This is a genomic window from Pseudomonas trivialis, from assembly GCF_036864995.1.
Taxonomy (GTDB): domain Bacteria; phylum Pseudomonadota; class Gammaproteobacteria; order Pseudomonadales; family Pseudomonadaceae; genus Aquipseudomonas; species Aquipseudomonas trivialis.
In genome coordinates, this window is the sequence record NZ_CP142151.1 from 1592915 (window position 1) to 1609511 (window position 16597).

General features: G+C 59.7%; 20 protein-coding genes. 8 read left to right on the forward strand and 12 right to left on the reverse strand.

The annotated features are described in order from the left end of the window. Positions 1 to 85: 85 nt before the first annotated feature. On the reverse strand, positions 86 to 694 hold the full coding sequence (locus VRB54_RS07085) for an HAD family phosphatase (protein ID WP_338480120.1): 609 nt from the start codon (positions 692 to 694) through the stop codon (positions 86 to 88). A gap of 195 nt (positions 695 to 889) precedes the next feature. Here VRB54_RS07085 and VRB54_RS07090 point away from each other — a divergent pair, with 195 nt between their 5' ends. After that, entirely contained in the window at positions 890 to 1579 is a 690-nt protein-coding gene (locus VRB54_RS07090) for an MlaA family lipoprotein (RefSeq protein ID WP_057009580.1), read from the forward strand. Positions 1580 to 1638: 59 nt separating this feature from the next. Here the strand turns inward: VRB54_RS07090 and VRB54_RS07095 are convergent, their stop codons facing one another. Next, positions 1639 to 1935 (reverse strand): PilZ domain-containing protein, encoded by a 297-nt coding sequence (locus VRB54_RS07095; protein WP_338480122.1) that lies wholly within the window; start codon positions 1933 to 1935, stop codon positions 1639 to 1641. Positions 1936 to 2212: 277 nt separating this feature from the next. Between VRB54_RS07095 and rssB the strand changes: the two genes are divergently transcribed. After that, positions 2213 to 3394, forward strand: a complete 1182-nt coding sequence (rssB, locus tag VRB54_RS07100; RefSeq protein WP_209990164.1) for a two-component system response regulator RssB — start codon at positions 2213 to 2215, stop codon at positions 3392 to 3394. Next, positions 3394 to 3876, forward strand: coding sequence for an anti-sigma factor antagonist RssC (rssC, locus tag VRB54_RS07105; RefSeq protein WP_003235194.1), 483 nt, complete (start codon positions 3394 to 3396; stop codon positions 3874 to 3876). The genes rssB and rssC overlap by 1 nt, the downstream gene beginning before the upstream one ends. A 108-nt stretch (positions 3877 to 3984) precedes the next feature. Here the strand turns inward: rssC and tal are convergent, their stop codons facing one another. The 4 genes from tal to VRB54_RS07125 all read right to left on the reverse strand — a co-directional run bounded on the left by tal (position 3985) and on the right by VRB54_RS07125 (position 6744). Continuing rightward, entirely contained in the window at positions 3985 to 4911 is a 927-nt protein-coding gene (gene tal, locus VRB54_RS07110) for a transaldolase (protein ID WP_338480123.1), read from the reverse strand. Positions 4912 to 5158: 247 nt separating this feature from the next. After that, positions 5159 to 6145 (reverse strand): tRNA dihydrouridine(20/20a) synthase DusA, encoded by a 987-nt coding sequence (gene dusA / locus VRB54_RS07115; protein ID WP_338480124.1) that lies wholly within the window; start codon positions 6143 to 6145, stop codon positions 5159 to 5161. 82 nt (positions 6146 to 6227) lie between these two features. After that, a complete protein-coding gene (locus VRB54_RS07120) occupies positions 6228 to 6512 on the reverse strand; it encodes a type II toxin-antitoxin system RelE/ParE family toxin (protein ID WP_338480125.1) in 285 nt (94 codons plus the stop codon). Then, positions 6502 to 6744, reverse strand: coding sequence for a CopG family ribbon-helix-helix protein (locus VRB54_RS07125; protein WP_231423173.1), 243 nt, complete (start codon positions 6742 to 6744; stop codon positions 6502 to 6504). Before VRB54_RS07125 ends, VRB54_RS07120 begins: the two co-directional genes overlap by 11 nt. Before the next feature lie 352 nt (positions 6745 to 7096). Here VRB54_RS07125 and VRB54_RS07130 point away from each other — a divergent pair, with 352 nt between their 5' ends. Together VRB54_RS07130 and VRB54_RS07135 are read left to right on the forward strand one after the other, a co-directional pair. After that, entirely contained in the window at positions 7097 to 7765 is a 669-nt protein-coding gene (locus VRB54_RS07130; protein WP_338480126.1) for a class I SAM-dependent methyltransferase, read from the forward strand. Positions 7766 to 7893: 128 nt separating this feature from the next. Beyond that, the gene (locus tag VRB54_RS07135; protein ID WP_057009586.1) at positions 7894 to 8112 is read left to right on the forward strand and encodes a hypothetical protein; all 219 of its coding nucleotides are present in this window, start codon (positions 7894 to 7896) and stop codon (positions 8110 to 8112) included. A 91-nt stretch (positions 8113 to 8203) separates the two neighbouring features. On the opposite strand, the gene VRB54_RS07140 is transcribed toward VRB54_RS07135, so the two are convergent. Then, the gene (locus tag VRB54_RS07140) at positions 8204 to 9391 is read right to left on the reverse strand and encodes an MFS transporter (protein WP_003235282.1); all 1188 of its coding nucleotides are present in this window, start codon (positions 9389 to 9391) and stop codon (positions 8204 to 8206) included. A gap of 421 nt (positions 9392 to 9812) precedes the next feature. Between VRB54_RS07140 and mqo the strand changes: the two genes are divergently transcribed. Further along, entirely contained in the window at positions 9813 to 11459 is a 1647-nt protein-coding gene (gene mqo, locus VRB54_RS07145) for a malate dehydrogenase (quinone) (protein ID WP_338480127.1), read from the forward strand. Between the two features lie 78 nt (positions 11460 to 11537). Here the strand turns inward: mqo and VRB54_RS07150 are convergent, their stop codons facing one another. Then, entirely contained in the window at positions 11538 to 12374 is an 837-nt protein-coding gene (locus tag VRB54_RS07150) for a LysR substrate-binding domain-containing protein (RefSeq protein ID WP_338480128.1), read from the reverse strand. Between the two features lie 97 nt (positions 12375 to 12471). Between VRB54_RS07150 and VRB54_RS07155 the strand changes: the two genes are divergently transcribed. Together VRB54_RS07155 and VRB54_RS07160 are read left to right on the forward strand one after the other, a co-directional pair. Beyond that, positions 12472 to 13371 carry a DMT family transporter gene (locus VRB54_RS07155; RefSeq protein ID WP_338480129.1) on the forward strand — a complete coding sequence of 300 codons (900 nt, stop codon included), beginning with the start codon at positions 12472 to 12474 and terminating at the stop codon, positions 13369 to 13371. A 124-nt stretch (positions 13372 to 13495) separates the two neighbouring features. After that, positions 13496 to 13825, forward strand: coding sequence for a YXWGXW repeat-containing protein (locus VRB54_RS07160; protein ID WP_057009591.1), 330 nt, complete (start codon positions 13496 to 13498; stop codon positions 13823 to 13825). Between the two features lie 6 nt (positions 13826 to 13831). Here the strand turns inward: VRB54_RS07160 and VRB54_RS07165 are convergent, their stop codons facing one another. From VRB54_RS07165 to ppnN, 4 genes are all read right to left on the reverse strand, one after another. Continuing rightward, complete coding sequence (locus VRB54_RS07165) at positions 13832 to 14206, reverse strand: hypothetical protein (protein ID WP_338480131.1); 375 nt, start codon at positions 14204 to 14206, stop codon at positions 13832 to 13834. Between the two features lie 71 nt (positions 14207 to 14277). Further along, the gene (locus VRB54_RS07170) at positions 14278 to 14673 is read right to left on the reverse strand and encodes a type II toxin-antitoxin system VapC family toxin (protein WP_338480132.1); all 396 of its coding nucleotides are present in this window, start codon (positions 14671 to 14673) and stop codon (positions 14278 to 14280) included. Next, positions 14670 to 14984 (reverse strand): AbrB/MazE/SpoVT family DNA-binding domain-containing protein, encoded by a 315-nt coding sequence (locus VRB54_RS07175; RefSeq protein ID WP_338480133.1) that lies wholly within the window; start codon positions 14982 to 14984, stop codon positions 14670 to 14672. The genes VRB54_RS07170 and VRB54_RS07175 overlap by 4 nt, the downstream gene beginning before the upstream one ends. Before the next feature lie 114 nt (positions 14985 to 15098). After that, the gene (ppnN, locus tag VRB54_RS07180) at positions 15099 to 16472 is read right to left on the reverse strand and encodes a nucleotide 5'-monophosphate nucleosidase PpnN (protein WP_338480134.1); all 1374 of its coding nucleotides are present in this window, start codon (positions 16470 to 16472) and stop codon (positions 15099 to 15101) included. Between the last annotated feature and the right edge of the window lie 125 nt (positions 16473 to 16597).

Genomic DNA, 16597 nt, shown 5'->3' on the forward strand with positions numbered 1-16597 from the left:
ACTGGCATAGACCGCGGCGTGCCGCGAAAGGTCTACGGGCTGATCGGTAGATTAATCCACTGCGGCCCGCCGTGCATGCTCTCGATCAGGGCTTCTCGCCTTTGAGCCGGCGCAGGCTGATGTCCGCCAGGCAGGTGCTGAGTTCACCGAGGTGGTCGATCACCGAGTGCACACCCAGCCCATACAGGGCCACGGTCGCCTTGCCGCGCTTTTGCTCGCGTTGCTGCTCGGTGAGCGCTTGCCACTGCTCGGGTGCCAGACCGCACAGCGAGCCGCAGGAGGCGAGACCGATGGTCCACAGGCCAGCGTTGAGGCCCGACTGCAGCAGGCGCGGCTCGCCGCTGACCAGCACACAGCCTTCCAGGCGTTCGATGTTCAGTTCCATCAAGGCTTGCCAGCACGCATGGGGCGCGGGCCAGCGAATGGAGGAGGGCGATGTGGCCTTTATCCAGGCGGGCAGCGTAGCCGCCAGGGGCGCGGTCACCGCGGATGGCAGTTCATCCAGCCAGGCGCAGGGCACGCCTTGTTCCTTCAGGCTGCGCAGACTGTTCAGCGCGCCAGGGGTGGCTTGGGAATCGGGGGACGGCGAGTCGCTGCGGGCCTGGGAACCGAAGTCCACCAGGCAGCCACTCAGGCCAAATAGCACGGCAGTCAATGACGGGGCCGTGGCGACGGCAATCTCGGCGTGTGGCATCAGAACATCCCTGAAATAGCTCTGACGCTATCGAGCCGGCATGACAAGTAAATGACACCAAAGCTGATTGTGAGAAAATTGCACATTTTTTGTAAGACGTTTCCTGGTGGCTGCCTAAACCGGCACTTCCGTCATATACTGACGGCCAAATTCAGGGCATAGCGCCCATGACAGATCATTCAAGGAGCAAAAGCTATGCGCTGGAGCCAGTACTTCGCTCAGCTGTCGGTGTGTGCCACCGTATTATTCGTACCGTTTGCTGCACAGGCTGCATCGGAAGATGATCCATGGGAAAGCGTCAACCGCCCCATCTTCACCTTCAACGATACGGTTGATACCTACGCCCTCAAGCCAATCGCCCAAGGCTATCAGTTCATCACCCCGCAATTCGTGCAGGATGGCGTGCATAACTTCTTCCGCAACATCGGCGATGTCGGCAACCTCGCCAACAACGTGCTGCAGCTCAAGCCGCACAACGCTGGCGTGGACACCGCCCGTCTGTTGGTCAACACCACCTTCGGCGTGCTGGGCTTCGTCGACGTTGGCACCCGCATGGGCCTGCAGCGCAGCGATGAAGACTTTGGCCAGACCCTCGGTTACTGGGGCGTGGGCAGCGGCCCTTACGTGATGCTGCCACTGCTCGGCCCAAGCACCTTGCGTGATGCGCCGTCCAAATACGTCGACAGCTACACCTCGCCGTACCGCTACATGAATGACATCGACTGGCGCAACAGTGTCTTCGGCTTGAACCTGGTCGATACCCGCGCCAGCCTGCTCGACAGCGAAAAGCTGATCACCGGCGACAAATACACCTTTATCCGTAACGCTTACCTGCAGAACCGCGAGTTCAAGGTCAAGGACGGCAAGGTCGTCGACGACTTTTGAGTCGAGACGTTTTGAAACGAAAAAGGCGACTCAATGTCGCCTTTTTTGTGCGCAGCTGTTTAGCGCATTTTCAGGATCCTGAGCCCCAGTTGCTGTTCTTCGCCCGCCGTTTTGGCCCATACCACTTCGGTATCAGCCTCCAGGCCCTTGAGGGCGGCGTGCTCCGAATCAATGCGGACGGTCAGCCGATCACCGACGTTGAACTGGCGAGGTGCCTGCACCTGCATGCCGGAACTGGAAAGGTCCACGCAAACCCCGGCAATTTCTTGCCCGGCATGGATCAATGACACATCGGCATCCACTCGCATGCGGATGAAATCGCGTTTTTCAGCGTAGTCGCGCTCGTGTTCGCTCACAGGTTCCATCCTTACTTTGTGTTGTGGTGGTAGCTGTTCTTATAACTCCCGGTGATTTGCGGTGTAAAGAGGCTCGGCGACCATCGGCGTGAGCTTGAAACCCCTGACGGATGGGAGTACCGTCTGCGCCTTAGAAGGGCACCTCTGCTTTACAGTTGTGCGTGGGCAAAACGCCCGTGCTTTGTAGGACAGAGAGGCTAGAAAGCGAATCCAGTAGTGTGAGCCCGACCATTGTCGCGCTGCCTACGCCAACCTAATTCTGGCGCCGTTTGCCCACATGCAAAAAACCAGTGCCACGCTGCTGATAATCGATGACGACGAAGTAGTGCGCGCGAGCCTCGCGGCCTATTTGGAAGACAGTGGCTTCAGCGTCCTGCAGGCCAGCAATGGCCAACAGGGTCTCCAGGTGTTCGAGCGCGACCAGCCCGACCTCGTGATCTGCGACCTGCGCATGCCCCAGATGGGCGGCCTGGAGCTGATTCGCCAGGTGACCGAGCGCGCGCCGCAGACGCCAGTGATCGTAGTGTCCGGTGCCGGCGTGATGAACGATGCCGTCGAGGCACTGCGCCTGGGCGCCGCCGATTACCTGATCAAGCCCCTGGAAGACCTGGCCGTGCTGGAGCACTCGGTGCGCCGCGCCCTTGATCGCGCGCGCCTGCTGCAGGAAAACCTGCGCTATCGCGAAAAGCTCGAAACCGCCAACCGCGAACTCGAGGCCAGCCTGAACCTGCTCCAGGAAGACCAGAACGCCGGGCGCCAGGTACAGATGAACATGCTGCCGGTGAGCCCCTGGACCATCGACGACTTTCAGTTCGCTCACCAGATCATCCCTTCGCTATACCTGTCGGGAGATTTTGTCGACTATTTCCGCGTGGATGAGCGCCGTGTGGCGTTCTACCTGGCCGACGTGTCCGGTCACGGTGCGTCCTCTGCATTTGTCACCGTGCTGTTGAAGTTCATGACCACGCGGCTGTTGTTCGAGTCCAAGCGCAATGGCACGCTGCCGGAGTTCACCCCTTCGCAGGTGCTGGGCCACATCAATCGAGGCCTGATCAGCTGCAAGCTGGGCAAGCACGTAACGATGGTGGGCGGCGTGATCGATGAAGAAACCGGTCTTTTGACCTACAGTATTGGCGGTCACCTGCCGATGCCTGTTCTATACACTCCAGACAGTGTGCGTTACCTGGAAGGCCGTGGTCTGCCGGTGGGCTTGTTCAATGAAGCCACCTACGAAGACCATATCCTGGAACTGCCGCCGACATTCAGCCTTACGCTGATGTCCGACGGCATCCTGGATCTTCTTCCAGAGCCTACACTCAAAGAGAAAGAAGCCGCCTTGCCCCAAAAGGTCAAGTCGGCGGGCGGCAGCCTGGATGGCCTGCGGCAGGTTTTTGGATTGGCCACGCTGGGGGAGATGCCGGATGATATCGCCCTACTGGTGTTGAGCAGGAATCTTTGATGAGTACCGGAAGAATCCAATTCGCCGAGCAGGACGGAACCTTCGTCCTCAAATTCGTCGGTGAAGTGCGCCTGACCTTGTGTTCAGCGCTGGATGCGACGATTGAGCGGATCTTCACTGCGCTGAATTTTTCGGCGATCGTGATCGATCTGACCGAAACCCGCAGCATTGACAGCACCACCCTGGGGCTGCTGGCCAAGCTGTCCATTCTGTCGCGGCAGAAGGTCGGCCTGCTGCCCACCGTCGTCACCACCCACGACGACATTACCCGTCTGCTGCAGTCCATGGGCTTCGATCAGGTGTTCAACATTGTGGATCGCCCGATCCCGTGCCCGGAATGCCTCACCGACCTGCCGTCCCAGGACCAGTCCGAGGAAATCGTGCGGGTCAAGGTGCTCGAAGCGCACAAGATCCTGATGGGGCTCAACGAGTCCAATCGCGAAGCCTTTCACGACCTCGTGAATGCTCTCGAACGCCACTGATCCCCCACTGCTGGAACACAATCAAATGTGGGAGTTCGGCTTGGAATTAGCGACCACAAAAAAGGGCGGCACCCTTACAGGTGCCGCCCTTTTTGCTGCTGCCTGCTTTTACAGCTTGGCAGTCAACAACGCCTCCAGCTTCTCCTGATCGCGGGCAAACTGACGAATCCCCTCCGCCAGCTTTTCGGTCGCCATCGCATCCTCGTTGGACTCCCAACGGAACTGCGCTTCAGTCATATGCACCCGCGCTTCCCCGGCGTGCCCTGGCGACAGCTTGCGCTCAAGCTTGCCTTCATCGGCCGCCAGCTTCTCCAGCAGGTCCGGGCTGATGGTCAGGCGATCACACCCGGCCAGCTCTTCGATCTGGCTCAGATTACGGAAGCTCGCACCCATCACTACGGTCTTGTAGCCATTGGCTTTGTAGTAGTTGTAGATGCGCGTCACCGACTGCACGCCCGGGTCATCGGAACCTGTGTAGTCGTTGCCATTGGCCTTCTTGTACCAATCGTAGATACGGCCCACGAACGGCGAAATCAGGAACACCCCGGCCTCGGCGCAGGCCACGGCCTGGGCAAACGAGAACAGCAGCGTCAGGTTGGTCTGGATGCCTTCTTTTTCCAGCTGCTCGGCGGCGCGGATGCCCTCCCAGGTGGAAGCGATCTTGATCAGCACGCGGTCGCGGTCAACGCCGGCTTTGTCGTACAGGTCGATGATACGGTGCGCACGTTTGAGCACGGCGTCGGTGTCGAACGACAGACGGGCATCCACCTCGGTGGAGATACGACCCGGTACCACCTTGAGAATCTCCTGACCCACCGCCACCGCAAAGCGGTCACTGGCCAGGCCTACATCGCCGTTGCAGTCCTGCACACACTCGTCCAGCAGCTTGGCGTAGCCCGGGATCGATGCGGCCTTGAGCAGCAGGGAAGGGTTGGTGGTGGCGTCCTGCGGCTTGAGCTTGGCGAGGGTGGAAAAATCGCCGGTATCGGCTACCACGGTGGTGAATTGCTTGAGTTGTTCCAGCTTGGAAGTCATGGGCGTGCTCTGTCCTATGGGTCTGATGACATTACCCGAGCGCCAGCAGGCGCTCAAGGGCGCAAATGCGTTCGATCGTTTGCGAGGGCAACAACCTGAAAACAGCCGTTTGAATGGCGGGTCCTGCAAATGGTTTGGAGGCCGGAATCCATGGCAGGTTCAACCCGATTGCCGGATGTCACCCCGATCAAAATGTGGGAGGGGGCTTGCTCCCGATAGCGCCAGCCCAGCCACCACACATTAACGATCAACGCCCTTCCAGCAATTCCCCCGCCTGATCCAGCAACGCTAATGGATCCGCAGCCTTGTGAATATCCACCGACAACAACTGCCGAAACTTCCGAGCCCCCGGAAACCCGGTGCCCAGCCCCAACACATGCCGCGTAATGTGATGCATCGTCCCACCACTGGCCAGATGCTCAGCAATATAAGGCCGCAACTGCACCAGCACCTGCGCCCGACTGATCACCGGCGCCTCGCTCCCAAACAAACGCTGATCCACCTCGGCCAGCACATAGGGGTTGTGATACGCCTCGCGGCCCAGCATCACCCCATCGAACGTCTGCAAATGTTCCTCGCACTGTTCCAGCGTCTTGATCCCGCCGTTGAGAACAATCTCCAGCTCGGGAAAGTCCTGCTTCAACTGCGCCGCCACGTCATAGCGCAATGGCGGAATATCGCGATTCTCCTTGGGCGACAACCCCTCCAGAATCGCGATCCGCGCATGCACGGTAAAACTGGTGCAGCCCGCATCCTTCACCTGCCCGACGAAATCACACAGCTGGGTGTAACTGTCCCGGCCGTTGATACCGATACGGTGCTTGACGGTCACCGGAATCGACACCGCATCACGCATCGCCTTCACACAATCGGCCACCAGCGCCGGATGCGCCATCAGGATCGCGCCAATCATGTTGTTCTGCACCCGGTCGCTGGGGCAACCGACGTTCAGGTTCACCTCATCGTAACCGGCAGCTTCGGCCATGCGTGCGCACGCGGCCAGGTCGGCGGGAACACTGCCACCCAACTGGAGCGCCAGAGGGTGTTCGGCTTCGTTGTGACGCAGGAAACGCTCGTGATCACCGTGCAGGATGGCGCCGGTGGTGACCATCTCGGTGTAGAGCAGGGCGTGTTTGGAGAGCAGACGCAGGAAGTAGCGGCAGTGGCGGTCGGTCCAGTCCATCATGGGGGCGACGGAGAAGCGGCGGGAAAGTGGGGCGGATTGTAGGGGCATGGGGGATCTGAGTCAGCGAGGTGAATGGGGCGCAGTTTATCAGGGATGGGTCTGGGGGGCGGAGGTGCGTGTTTTGCGCCCGTCACCACTGCGAGCGCGGACGTTGTCTTGTGTGGAATATGCCAAGAATTTGTAAGCGATCTCCGCGTACTCGATACGGGATCAGGTAGGACCAGTTGGGCACCGCCCATTCTCGGGTGTGCTTTACCCGACCTTCACGGCCCATGGAAGGAAACTGAGCTAGCTTGTCGACACTAGCGAAAATGGCATCGGAGAAGTCGTCAGCTGCCTTGGGATTTTCGAGAGCGATATAGTTTGCTTCGTCTTCCAGATTTTTGAGTGCTTTTTCAAGCCACTCAACCTGCATTCCGGCTCCAGCGCCGAGCGCGCATTGCTGCCACCTGATCATCGGTGGCGAATTTGCCTTGATCGGCTTCTTTTACTGCCAGCTCGATCTGAGCGGTCAGCGTTTTTTCGTGCTCAATGTAGTCGCGGAGGACATCCATCGCCAGATAGGTCGCAGTCTGGCCGCTGGTTTTGGCCAAGTCGGCTAGAGAGTTGGACAAGTCTTCCGGGAGGTTTAGGGAGATTCCAGTCATGGCGGTCTCGATGGTGGATGGTTGTAGGGCATCTTACACCGCGGAGCGCTGGCTTGAATGAGCAGGTCGTCGCTGTGTGTATCCGAAAGTGATTTGTTCCACCTCACTTAACATTGCTGGGCAACGACTCAAAGCGCCTCTGTCGCCAGGGTTGCGTTCTGACGCTGAGCGACGCTTTATCACGCGTCGGTAGGATCCGAGCTAGTATTGAAGGATGCGGTCTTAAAAAGTTAGCGCTTATTTCTCGCCGAAATTGCCGCGACGTTCTTGATGCCCATCATCGGTTCCCGGCCTGACCGCCAGCACGCAGCCAACTTATGTCCCTCTAGCCATTCGGAGTGATCAGAAAACAATGATAACTATCCAGGAACTCAACGAGTTCACCAGCAACCCGGAGTTGACTGGCAGCATCGCCCAGGTGTGGGAATTGATCGGCCAGCATTTCGAACAGGCCCAGGCCAGCTTGCCGTCTGAGCTGGCGATGGAGCGTCGTGAGTTGTCGTTCCATGATCACGTACGCCTGCTGGGCTACCTGTCGCTTTTGGTGGCCGAACTGCCGGGTGACGTGGTGGAAATCGGCGTGTGGAAGGGCAAGTCGCTGATGCTGATGAACGAGGTGTGCAATGGCGAGCGGCGTGTCATCGGTATTGACCCGTTTGAGTTGCCGAACCAGTTTGAGGATTTCAGTCACTATCAGGCGTTGATGCTGCCTGATGCGGTGGTGATTCGCGGTTTCTCGGAACTCAGTGCCGAACGTTTCTACAATTTGGCGCCCAGGGTCGCGCTGTTGCATATCGATGGCGGCCATACCATGCGCAACGTGTTGCTGGATTTTCTTCTGTATTCGCCGAGCGTGGTGCCGGGCGGTTTTATCGTGCTGGACGATTATCGCGACTTTAAACACTCGCCTGAGGTGGGGCCTGCGGTCGATCTGCTCAGGGCTACGGGGTTCTTTAGAGACTTCAACGTGCTGGGGAGCGTGCATGGTTTTGAGAACAGCTACGTATTACAGCGGATGTAAGCGTTTCCCAAGTCGGCACCCTGGATACATCTTGTCCCAAGCAAAATTTCATCATTCTCTGCAGTGTTGAGGTTTACGATTCTCTGCAAGAGAGGCCCAACGCTTCCAGCGTGCAGAGAACCCGGGAAATGACCTCAAACCTCATCAAACTTTTGCTGATCAGCGGCACATTGCTGTTGAGCGCCTGCTCCTCGGGCGGGAACGTCGGCAGCGACCCATGCTTCTCGGGTGGGTGCCAGGCGTTTGGCGACCATAGCCCGAGTAAAGCCGCCAAAATGAGTTTTGGCGGCAGCGGGCTGGGTAGCAGTTATGGAGAGTACGGTTCGGGGTTGTTGCATGATGATTGATGCGGCACTGGGCCAGCCAGTTTTGTGGTGACTGACCCATTGCTATCGGGAGCAAGCCCCCTCCCATATTGGTACTGCGCAGGTTGGCGGGTTAGTGCCCGCCTTTCATGCGTCGGGCGATGAGGTAAAGGCCCAGGCCGAGCAGTGCGGTCGCTGCGCCGATGTAGCCGGTGCTGGTCCAGCCAAATCCCGCTGTAATCGCCATTCCCCCAAACCACGGCCCCAGCGCGTTCGCCAGGTTGAACGCCGCGTGGTTGGACGCGGCCGCCAGGCTCGGGGCTTCGTGGGCGATGTCCATCAGGCGGATCTGCAACGGTGCCGCCAGCGACACCATGGTGCCGACCAGGCCCATGCTCAGCAGCACGCCCCACAGCGACGATGCGGCGAACGGGAAGAACAGCAGCACGGCAATCGACCACACCAATATCAGCCCCACAGCGCGAAATTGCATACGATCAAACAGTTTGCCGCCTGCGATGTTGCCGATGATCCCGCCGACACCAAACGCCGCGAGGCCAAAGGGAATCCACTGTGGCGACACCTTGGTCACTTCCAGCATGGTCGGCGCCAGGTAGCTGAATACGCAGAACATCCCGGCAAAGCCAATCGCGCCAATGGACAGGGCCATCCACACCTGAGGTTTGGTGAAGGCGCGCATTTCCTTGCGCGGGTCGCTGCGTTCTTCGTCGTGGCGGTGGGGCACGAATTGCCAGACCAGCGCGATGGTACACAGGGCAATCACGCTAACCAGGGCGAAAGCCGAGCGCCAGCCCAGGTGTTGGCCGAGGAAGGTAGCGATGGGGTTGCCCAACAGCATGGCGAGGGTCAGGCCCATCATCACGCGGGCGACGGCGCCGGCGCGTTTATCCGAGGGCACCATGCTCGAGGCGACCACAGCGGCGATGCCGAAGTAGGCGCCGTGGGGCAGGCCGCTGATGAAGCGGAAGGCCACCAGTGAGCTGAAGCTCGGGGTGAAGGCGGTGGCGAGGTTGCCCAAGGCGTAAAGCGCCATCAATAACAGCAGCATATGTTTGCGCAGCAGTTTGGCACCGAGGATCGCGAGCAGTGGGGCGCCGACCATCACGCCCAGGGCGTAGGCGCTGATGGCGTGGCCAACCTGGGGTTCGCTCAGGTTGAGGTTTTGGGCGATGTCGGGCATGAGGCCCATGATGGCGAATTCGCCGGTGCCGATTGCGAAAGCGCCCACGGCCATGGCCGCTTCCATTTTGGCGGCACTGCGCGCGGGCAGCAGGTGCCCGGGTGTTTGCTGGATAGACATGGATGGCTCTGTTTGAATGGGTGCACGAAAGACAGTCGTCGATGCTACGCACGCGACGGTGAAGGTGTCTAGAACAGCCACTTGTCCGAGAGTTCCAGGCCTGTGACCTCTGGTCGCGCCTGCCAGCCTTGACACCTGCGCAATAAAAGCCGCGATTTAATGCTGTCAATTGGCCAAACGACCCATAAACGCTGTTTGGCATGATATTCTGCGCGCCGTTCTGGACAGGTCTTTCCCTGGTGCGTACATCCGTATACGTCCCGGCGGTGGGCTGTCGCCCAGGTAGCTGAAGCCAATAATGATAAAAAGTCAGCGCAGAAGGGACAAAAGTGAGGTCGATACGTCGGCCTTGTGTGCCCACCCTACGGTCTGAAGAGTCAGGGGCGGTAGGGCGGATGGCGTTTTATCATAGGTGCTACTGATGTTTAAGAAAGTAAACACTGCCCTGCTGGGGCTGGCTTTGTCGATGGGGATCACGTCCGTTCACGCGGAAGAGGCAAAGAAAGTCGATGTGCTGCTGATCGGCGGCGGCATCATGAGTGCAACCCTGGGTGTGTGGCTCAACGAACTGCAGCCGGACTGGTCGATGGAGATGGTCGAGCGCCTCGATGGCGTGGCCGAAGAAAGCTCCAATGGCTGGAACAACGCCGGTACCGGTCACTCGGCCCTGGCTGAGCTGAACTACACCCCGGAAAACAAGGACGGCACCGTTGAGATCCCGAAAGCGGTCGAGATCAACGAAGCGTTCCAGATTTCCCGTCAGTTCTGGTCCTGGCAGGTCCAGCAGGGCGTGCTGAAGAACCCGCGTTCGTTCATCAACTCCACACCGCACATGAGCTTTGTGTGGGGCGATGACAACATCAAGTTCCTGAAAAAACGCTACGAAGCCCTGAAAGCGAGCCCGCTCTTCGCCGGTATGCAGTACTCCGAAGACCCGGCGCAGATCGCCAAGTGGGTTCCGCTGATGATGCAAGGGCGTGACCCGAGCCAGAAAATCGCGGCCACCTGGACCCCGATCGGCACCGACGTGAACTTCGGCGAAATCACCCGCCAGTTCGTTGCCCACCTACAAACCACGCCGAAGTTCGACCTGAAACTGTCGAGCGAAGTGCAGGACATCACCAAGAACGCCGACGGCTCGTGGCGTGTGAGCTACAAAAACCTGAAAGACGGCACGAAGACCGAAACCGACGCCAAGTTCGTGTTCATCGGCGCGGGTGGCGGTGCACTGCACCTGCTGCAGAAGTCGGGCATTCCTGAAGCCAAGGAATACGCAGGCTTCCCGGTTGGCGGCTCGTTCCTGGTGACCGATAACCCGGCCATCGCTGAACAGCACATGGCCAAGGCCTACGGTAAGGCCTCGGTTGGCGCACCGCCGATGTCGGTTCCGCACCTGGACACCCGCGTGCTGGACGGCAAGCGCGTGATCCTGTTTGGCCCATTCGCGACCTTCTCCACCAAGTTCCTGAAGGAAGGCTCGTACCTGGACCTGCTGACCAGCACCACCACTCACAACATCTGGCCCATGACCAAAGTCGGTATTCGTGAATACCCACTGGTCGAGTACCTTGCCGGCCAACTGATGCTGTCGGACGACGACCGCTTCAAGGCACTGCAGGAATACTTCCCGAACGCCAAGCAGTCCGACTGGCGCCTGTGGCAAGCCGGCCAGCGCGTGCAGATCATCAAGCGTGACGAAGAACAGGGCGGCGTCCTGAAACTCGGTACCGAAGTGGTCAGCTCCGCCGACAACACCATCGCAGGCCTGTTGGGTGCATCGCCAGGCGCGTCCACCGCGGCTCCGATCATGCTGACCGTGCTGCAGAAAGTGTTCAAGGACAAGGTGGCCACCCCTGAGTGGCAGGCCAAGCTGCACCAGATCGTACCGAGCTACGGCACCAAGCTGAACGACAGCCCGGAAGCGGTTGCCAAGGAATGGGCCTACACCGCCGGTGTCCTGCAATTGACGCCACCGCCTGCGATCCCGCAAATGGCGGCGCCAAAGGCCACCGAGGCTGCCAAACCTGCGGCTGAGCCGAGCAAGCCGGCGTCCGACCTGGCGCTGTAAGCTGCTCAGCAACACGCATCGCTGAAGAAAAAGCCCGCTGAACCGGTGACGGTCAGCGGGCTTTTTTGTGGGCGCCGTTCACACCTTGAAATGCCTGACCTGCTCATGCAGGTGCAAGGCCAGGGCATTACCGGTGTCGCACAGCAGATAGAGGTGCTGCAGCGCGAGGGCGGGCAGGTCTGGCATGTGCATCAGCCCATCGCCCATGCGACTGGTCTCCATCAGGCCCACGGCCACGCCACTGCGTACACAGGCCTCGACCGCCGATGAGTTGGGGCTTTCCAGCAGCAGTCGATGGTAAACCCCGTGGTCCTTCAGCGCCTGCAAGGCGGCCGCGCGATAAGGGCAGCCGGCGATGGGCACGGTCACGGGCAGCGGCGCGGTGGGCGGGCAACTGAAGTGCCGGGCGGCAACCCACAATGGCTGAACGTCGCCCAGGCGTTCACCCTGGGCCAGGGGCTGGGCGCTGACAGTGATCGCCAGGTCCAGCTGATTGGCCATGAACAGATTCAGCAGTTCGCCGCTGGTGCGAGCCTCGATTTCCAGTTCGAGCAAGGGGTTGTCGGCGATCAAGCGCGGCAGGAATGCCTGGATGAATGCGCTGGCGTAGGTGTCCGGCACACCGAGGCGGATCTTGCCCTGCATGCGCTGTGGCATCAGCGAGATCAGCAGGCGGTCGTGGCTTTTGAGAAACTCGGTGGTGTCGCCCAGCAGCTTCGTGCCGTACAGCGTGAGCTCCACGCCCTGATTGCTGCGACTGAACAGGCGCTGGCCCACCTGATCCTCCAGCTTCTGAATCTGCGTGGTCACGGTCGAGGCACTGCGGTGCACATGTTCGGCCGCCTCGTTGAAGCGCCGAAACCGTGCCACAGCGTGAAAGGTGCGCAACAGATCGATATTCAGTTGTTTGGGCATTATTCGTATTTTACGGATTAGTTATGCGATTAATTTCAATATACACAATCATTAGCGGCTCATAGCCTTGGCGTCAATCACAGATGCTGGAGGCTATATGAAGCGCTCACCCTTGGGCCTGCTGTTGTTACAAGGTGCGTTTGTCCTGTCGTGGAGTTCCGGCTATATCGGCGCCAAGCTGGGGACACAGGGAGGCGGGGCGTTCAACTTGCTGTTCTGGCGCTTCTTGCTGGTGTCGGTGTGCCTGGGGTTGTTTCTGAATGTCAGGTTGATGAACGTTTCCTGGGCGCAGATTCGCCATTACGCGGTGATTGGTTTCCTCTCCCAGTTTGCTTACCTGAGCTGCCTCTACGTGGCGATCCAAAATGGCTTGCCACCCGGCATTGCGGCCATTATCGCCGCGCTGCAACCGCTGATGACGGCGGCACTGTCCACCGGCAGCGATACCGAGCGCAGCGGCGGCTGGCAGTGGGTAGGGCTGTTGATCAGTTTCGTCGGCGTGGCGATCGTGATCGCCGGGCAGTACGGCCAGAGTGGACAAGGCGTTGGTCTGGTCATGTATCTGCTGCCATTGGCGGCAGCATTGGGGCTGACACTGGCGACACTCTATGAGCGCCGCTCGCTGCAAAAAAACGACGCGGGCCTGGTTTTGCCGCTGTTTATCCAATCGCTGCTGACCTTGATCGGTTTCACTGGCGCGGTGCTCTACACAGATACCCTGAGCATTCCCAGCGACCCGAATGTGCTGATCTCGATTGTCTGGCTGACGGTGTTCTCCACCTTTATCGCTTACCTGAGCTTGTGGATGCTGTTACGTGTGATGACCGCAACCCGTGTGGCGGCGCTGGTCTATCTGGAACCACCGGTGACGCTGGTGTGGGCGGCGTTGATGTTCGGCGATGTGATCCATGGGGCGACCTATGCGGGCATGGCCGTGGTAGTCGCGGGTTTACTGCTGGTGCGTGTGAAACGACCGGCAGTCGCATGCACCTCGTAAGGCGTGCAGGTTCAGCAAGCTGACAGACACATCCTGTTAAAAAATACCCAGGGCCATGCAGGAGCGTGGTTGCAGCAAGGGGGGATTTTTACCATTGCAGGGTGTAAGCGCCCGAGGGTTTCGTATGTTGTTACGTTATGCGGCATTGGCGGCAGTGGTCGTCGCGGCGTCTGGATGTGTACAGGAGCGTGTGGTGCATGAGCGCGTTCCAATGCAGCGTGATTACGTGGAAGTGGTCGCGCCACAGCCGCCGCCGGTGCAGGTGATCGAGGTCGAGCCGGCGCCACGTTATGGCTATGTATGGTCGCGTGGTTACTGGCGCTGGACGGGCGGGCGGTATGTCGCGGTGCACGGCCACTGGGAGCCGGTTCGCGAAGGTTATCGTTATGTGCATCCGCACTGGGTGCAGCACAGCGATGGTTTCCACTGGCAGGTGGGTGGCTGGGTGCGCTGAGCCTGGTTAAATCGGCTTCCGGGTACCCAGGAGCCGAACCTCTCGCAGCAGTGCCGCACCGAGTTGATCGGTGCCCAGCTCCCGATATCCCACCGCCTTAACGTCACCGTTTTCCTCCGCCTGGATGATGATCACCGGCGTTTCCTTGCCCGATGCTTCGTCCACATGCATCGCGTACTGCGGGATTTTCAGCGCTATGGGCGTACCTGCCGCCTTGCCTTTCACGTTGATCAGGAACGCCGCGCATCCGCTGTCCACATCCTCGCTGGTGGCCGAGCGTCCGCTGACGAAGCAGCTCTGCGGCAGGTCGGGCCAGACGATGGCACCCCCCAGCGCGAGTGCAGGCAGTAGGGTCAAGGCTGTGAGCAGAAGTGTGCGCACGTCAGGTGTTCTCTTGATCAAGGGCCAGTCGATTTTTTACCAAAGCTCACCGTCAGCTGCAACGACGCGGCTCAGCCCAGGCGCTTCATGCCCGTCGTTTTGGCGGCTTCGAGGTCGAACGTGGCGGTGTATTCGCAGCCGGCTGCGTGGGCGCAGCGCTCGATCAGGCAGTCCGCAAAGTCGGCCTTGCTGGCGATGAACTTGCGCAGTGCCTTCCAGACGATATCGGCGTGTTCGATGGTCAGTTCGCGGGTGTGCAGCAGGGTTTCCAGCACCAGCACCACATCGGCCTTGGCCGATTGGTAGCAGGACTGCAGGACCCACACCAATTCCACGATGGACACCACGCTAACAAAACCCGGCGATGCGGCAGTGAGCGATTCGACCAGGTGCGATGCCTTGGCCGACTGTACCGCATCGTCCTGAGTGACGTAGCGCACCAGCACATTGGTATCCAGGCCGATCATCGTGCTTTTGCTCCCCGGGCCGCGATGGCCTGGTTCATGTCATCGATGGACACGGCCCTGGCAGGCGTGTTGATCAGCCCCTTGAGATCCTTGACGGTTTTGCTAGCGGCAATCATGGAAAACTTGCCGTCTTCCATCTCGACGAACTCCACCCGGTCGCCTGTTTCCAGGCCCAGGGCCATTCTGACTTGGACAGGAATAGTGATTTGCCCTTTCGAAGTAAGTGTGGCGGTTGCCATGGTTAATACCTCCAACATAATGCCCCTTACCCTAGAGTAAGGAGTGCTGAAGGACAAGATCCGTTGGTCCATAGGTTGCTCGCAGAAGTGAGTTGGAATAGGAAAACCCTAGTCCGAACTCGTGATCTTCACACGCTTGCCCGTGCCCCAAAGCGCTACAAACTATGACCAGCCGCCAACCCAGGCTTATTGCACCACGCGATAACACGGCACATACGCTGCGCCGCCCGGAAGTTTCATCCGGTGCTGGGCCACGAATGCCTTCAACAGCTCATCCAGTGGTTTCATGATCGCCGGGTCGCCATGAATTTCGTAAGGGCCGTTTTCCTCGATCAGGCGAATGCCCTTGTCCTTCACGTTGCCTGCCACGATTCCCGAGAACGCACGACGCAGGTTGGCCGCCAACTCATGGGGTGCCAGCGCATGACTCAACTGCAGGCTGGCCATGTTTTCGTGGGTGGGATCGAACGGACGCTGGAAGCCCTCATCAATCTTGAGTAGCCAGTTGAAGTGAAACGCATCGTTGCGCTCGCGGCGGAACTGCTTCACCGCCTTGAGGCCGGCGGTCATCTGGCGCGCCACTTCGGCCGGATCGTCGATGATGATCTGGTAATGCTGTTGCGCCGCTTCACCCAGGGTGGCACCGACGAATGCATGCAGTTGTTCCAGATAAGGCGCTGCGTGTTTCGGCCCGGTAAGCACTACCGGGAACGGTACGTCGCGGTTGTCCGGGTGCATCAGGATGCCCAGCAGGTACAGGAACTCTTCGGCCGTGCCCGCGCCGCCCGGAAAGATGATGATGCCGTGGCCCACGCGCACGAAGGCTTCCAGGCGCTTTTCGATGTCCGGCAGAATCACCAGTTCGTTGACGATGGGGTTCGGTGCCTCGGCGGCGATGATGCCAGGCTCCGTCAAGCCCAGGTAACGCCCGCCAGTGATGCGTTGTTTGGCGTGGGAAATGGTCGCGCCTTTCATTGGCCCTTTCATCACGCCGGGGCCGCAGCCGGTGCACACGTCCAGGCTGCGCAGGCCCAGTTCGTGGCCGACTTTCTTGGTGTATTTGTATTCTTCGGTATTGATCGAGTGCCCGCCCCAGCACACCACGATTTTCGGCTCGACGCCTGGGCGCAGCGTACGGGCGTTGCGCAGCAGGTGGAACACGTAGTCGGTGATGCCCTGTGAGTCGCTCAGGTCGATGCGCTGGCTGCCGAGTTCGTTCTCGGTGTAGACGATATCGCGCAGGGCGCTGAACAGCATCTCTCGGGTGCTGGCGATCATTTCGCCGTCGACGAATGCATCCGCCGGCGCGTTCACCAGTTCGAGGCGCACGCCGCGGTCCTGCTGATGGATACGCACTTCAAAATCTTTGTAGGCGTCGAGGATGGTCTTGGCGTTGTCGATGTGCGCGCCGGTGTTGAGGATGGCCAAGGCGCACTGGCGAAACAGGGTGTAGATGCTGCCGGTGCCGGCGGCGCTCAGTTGCTGGACTTCGCGTTGGGAGAGGGTTTCGAGGCTGCCCTTGGGGCTGACGGAGGCGTTGATGACGTGACGTTGGGGCATTCTGATTCCTTGAAAGCACAGCCACCGCACTTTTTGGGATGCGTTGGCTTGAGAAGAGTGGGCGCCGTTGACGGCGCGCGAGCCGAATATTTACCTCAGGCGCAAGGCCGAGCGCAAATACCGTC

Excerpts from the sequence above, each read along its gene's own strand:
- VRB54_RS07085 (WP_338480120.1), bottom strand. The coding sequence starts at position 694 with ATGCCACACGCCGAGATTGCCGTCGCCACGGCCCCGTCATTGACTGCC.
- VRB54_RS07090 (WP_057009580.1), top strand. The coding sequence starts at position 890 with ATGCGCTGGAGCCAGTACTTCGCTCAGCTGTCGGTGTGTGCCACCGTA.
- rssB (WP_209990164.1), top strand. The coding sequence starts at position 2,213 with ATGCAAAAAACCAGTGCCACGCTGCTGATAATCGATGACGACGAAGTA.
- rssC (WP_003235194.1), top strand. The coding sequence starts at position 3,394 with ATGAGTACCGGAAGAATCCAATTCGCCGAGCAGGACGGAACCTTCGTC.
- tal (WP_338480123.1), bottom strand. The coding sequence starts at position 4,911 with ATGACTTCCAAGCTGGAACAACTCAAGCAATTCACCACCGTGGTAGCC.
- dusA (WP_338480124.1), bottom strand. The coding sequence starts at position 6,145 with ATGCCCCTACAATCCGCCCCACTTTCCCGCCGCTTCTCCGTCGCCCCC.
- VRB54_RS07120 (WP_338480125.1), bottom strand. The coding sequence starts at position 6,512 with ATGCAGGTTGAGTGGCTTGAAAAAGCACTCAAAAATCTGGAAGACGAA.
- VRB54_RS07125 (WP_231423173.1), bottom strand. The coding sequence starts at position 6,744 with ATGACTGGAATCTCCCTAAACCTCCCGGAAGACTTGTCCAACTCTCTA.
- VRB54_RS07130 (WP_338480126.1), top strand. The coding sequence starts at position 7,097 with ATGATAACTATCCAGGAACTCAACGAGTTCACCAGCAACCCGGAGTTG.
- VRB54_RS07135 (WP_057009586.1), top strand. The coding sequence starts at position 7,894 with ATGACCTCAAACCTCATCAAACTTTTGCTGATCAGCGGCACATTGCTG.
- VRB54_RS07140 (WP_003235282.1), bottom strand. The coding sequence starts at position 9,391 with ATGTCTATCCAGCAAACACCCGGGCACCTGCTGCCCGCGCGCAGTGCC.
- mqo (WP_338480127.1), top strand. The coding sequence starts at position 9,813 with ATGTTTAAGAAAGTAAACACTGCCCTGCTGGGGCTGGCTTTGTCGATG.
- VRB54_RS07150 (WP_338480128.1), bottom strand. The coding sequence starts at position 12,374 with ATGCCCAAACAACTGAATATCGATCTGTTGCGCACCTTTCACGCTGTG.
- VRB54_RS07155 (WP_338480129.1), top strand. The coding sequence starts at position 12,472 with ATGAAGCGCTCACCCTTGGGCCTGCTGTTGTTACAAGGTGCGTTTGTC.
- VRB54_RS07160 (WP_057009591.1), top strand. The coding sequence starts at position 13,496 with ATGTTGTTACGTTATGCGGCATTGGCGGCAGTGGTCGTCGCGGCGTCT.
- VRB54_RS07170 (WP_338480132.1), bottom strand. The coding sequence starts at position 14,673 with ATGATCGGCCTGGATACCAATGTGCTGGTGCGCTACGTCACTCAGGAC.
- VRB54_RS07175 (WP_338480133.1), bottom strand. The coding sequence starts at position 14,984 with ATGGACCAACGGATCTTGTCCTTCAGCACTCCTTACTCTAGGGTAAGG.
- ppnN (WP_338480134.1), bottom strand. The coding sequence starts at position 16,472 with ATGCCCCAACGTCACGTCATCAACGCCTCCGTCAGCCCCAAGGGCAGC.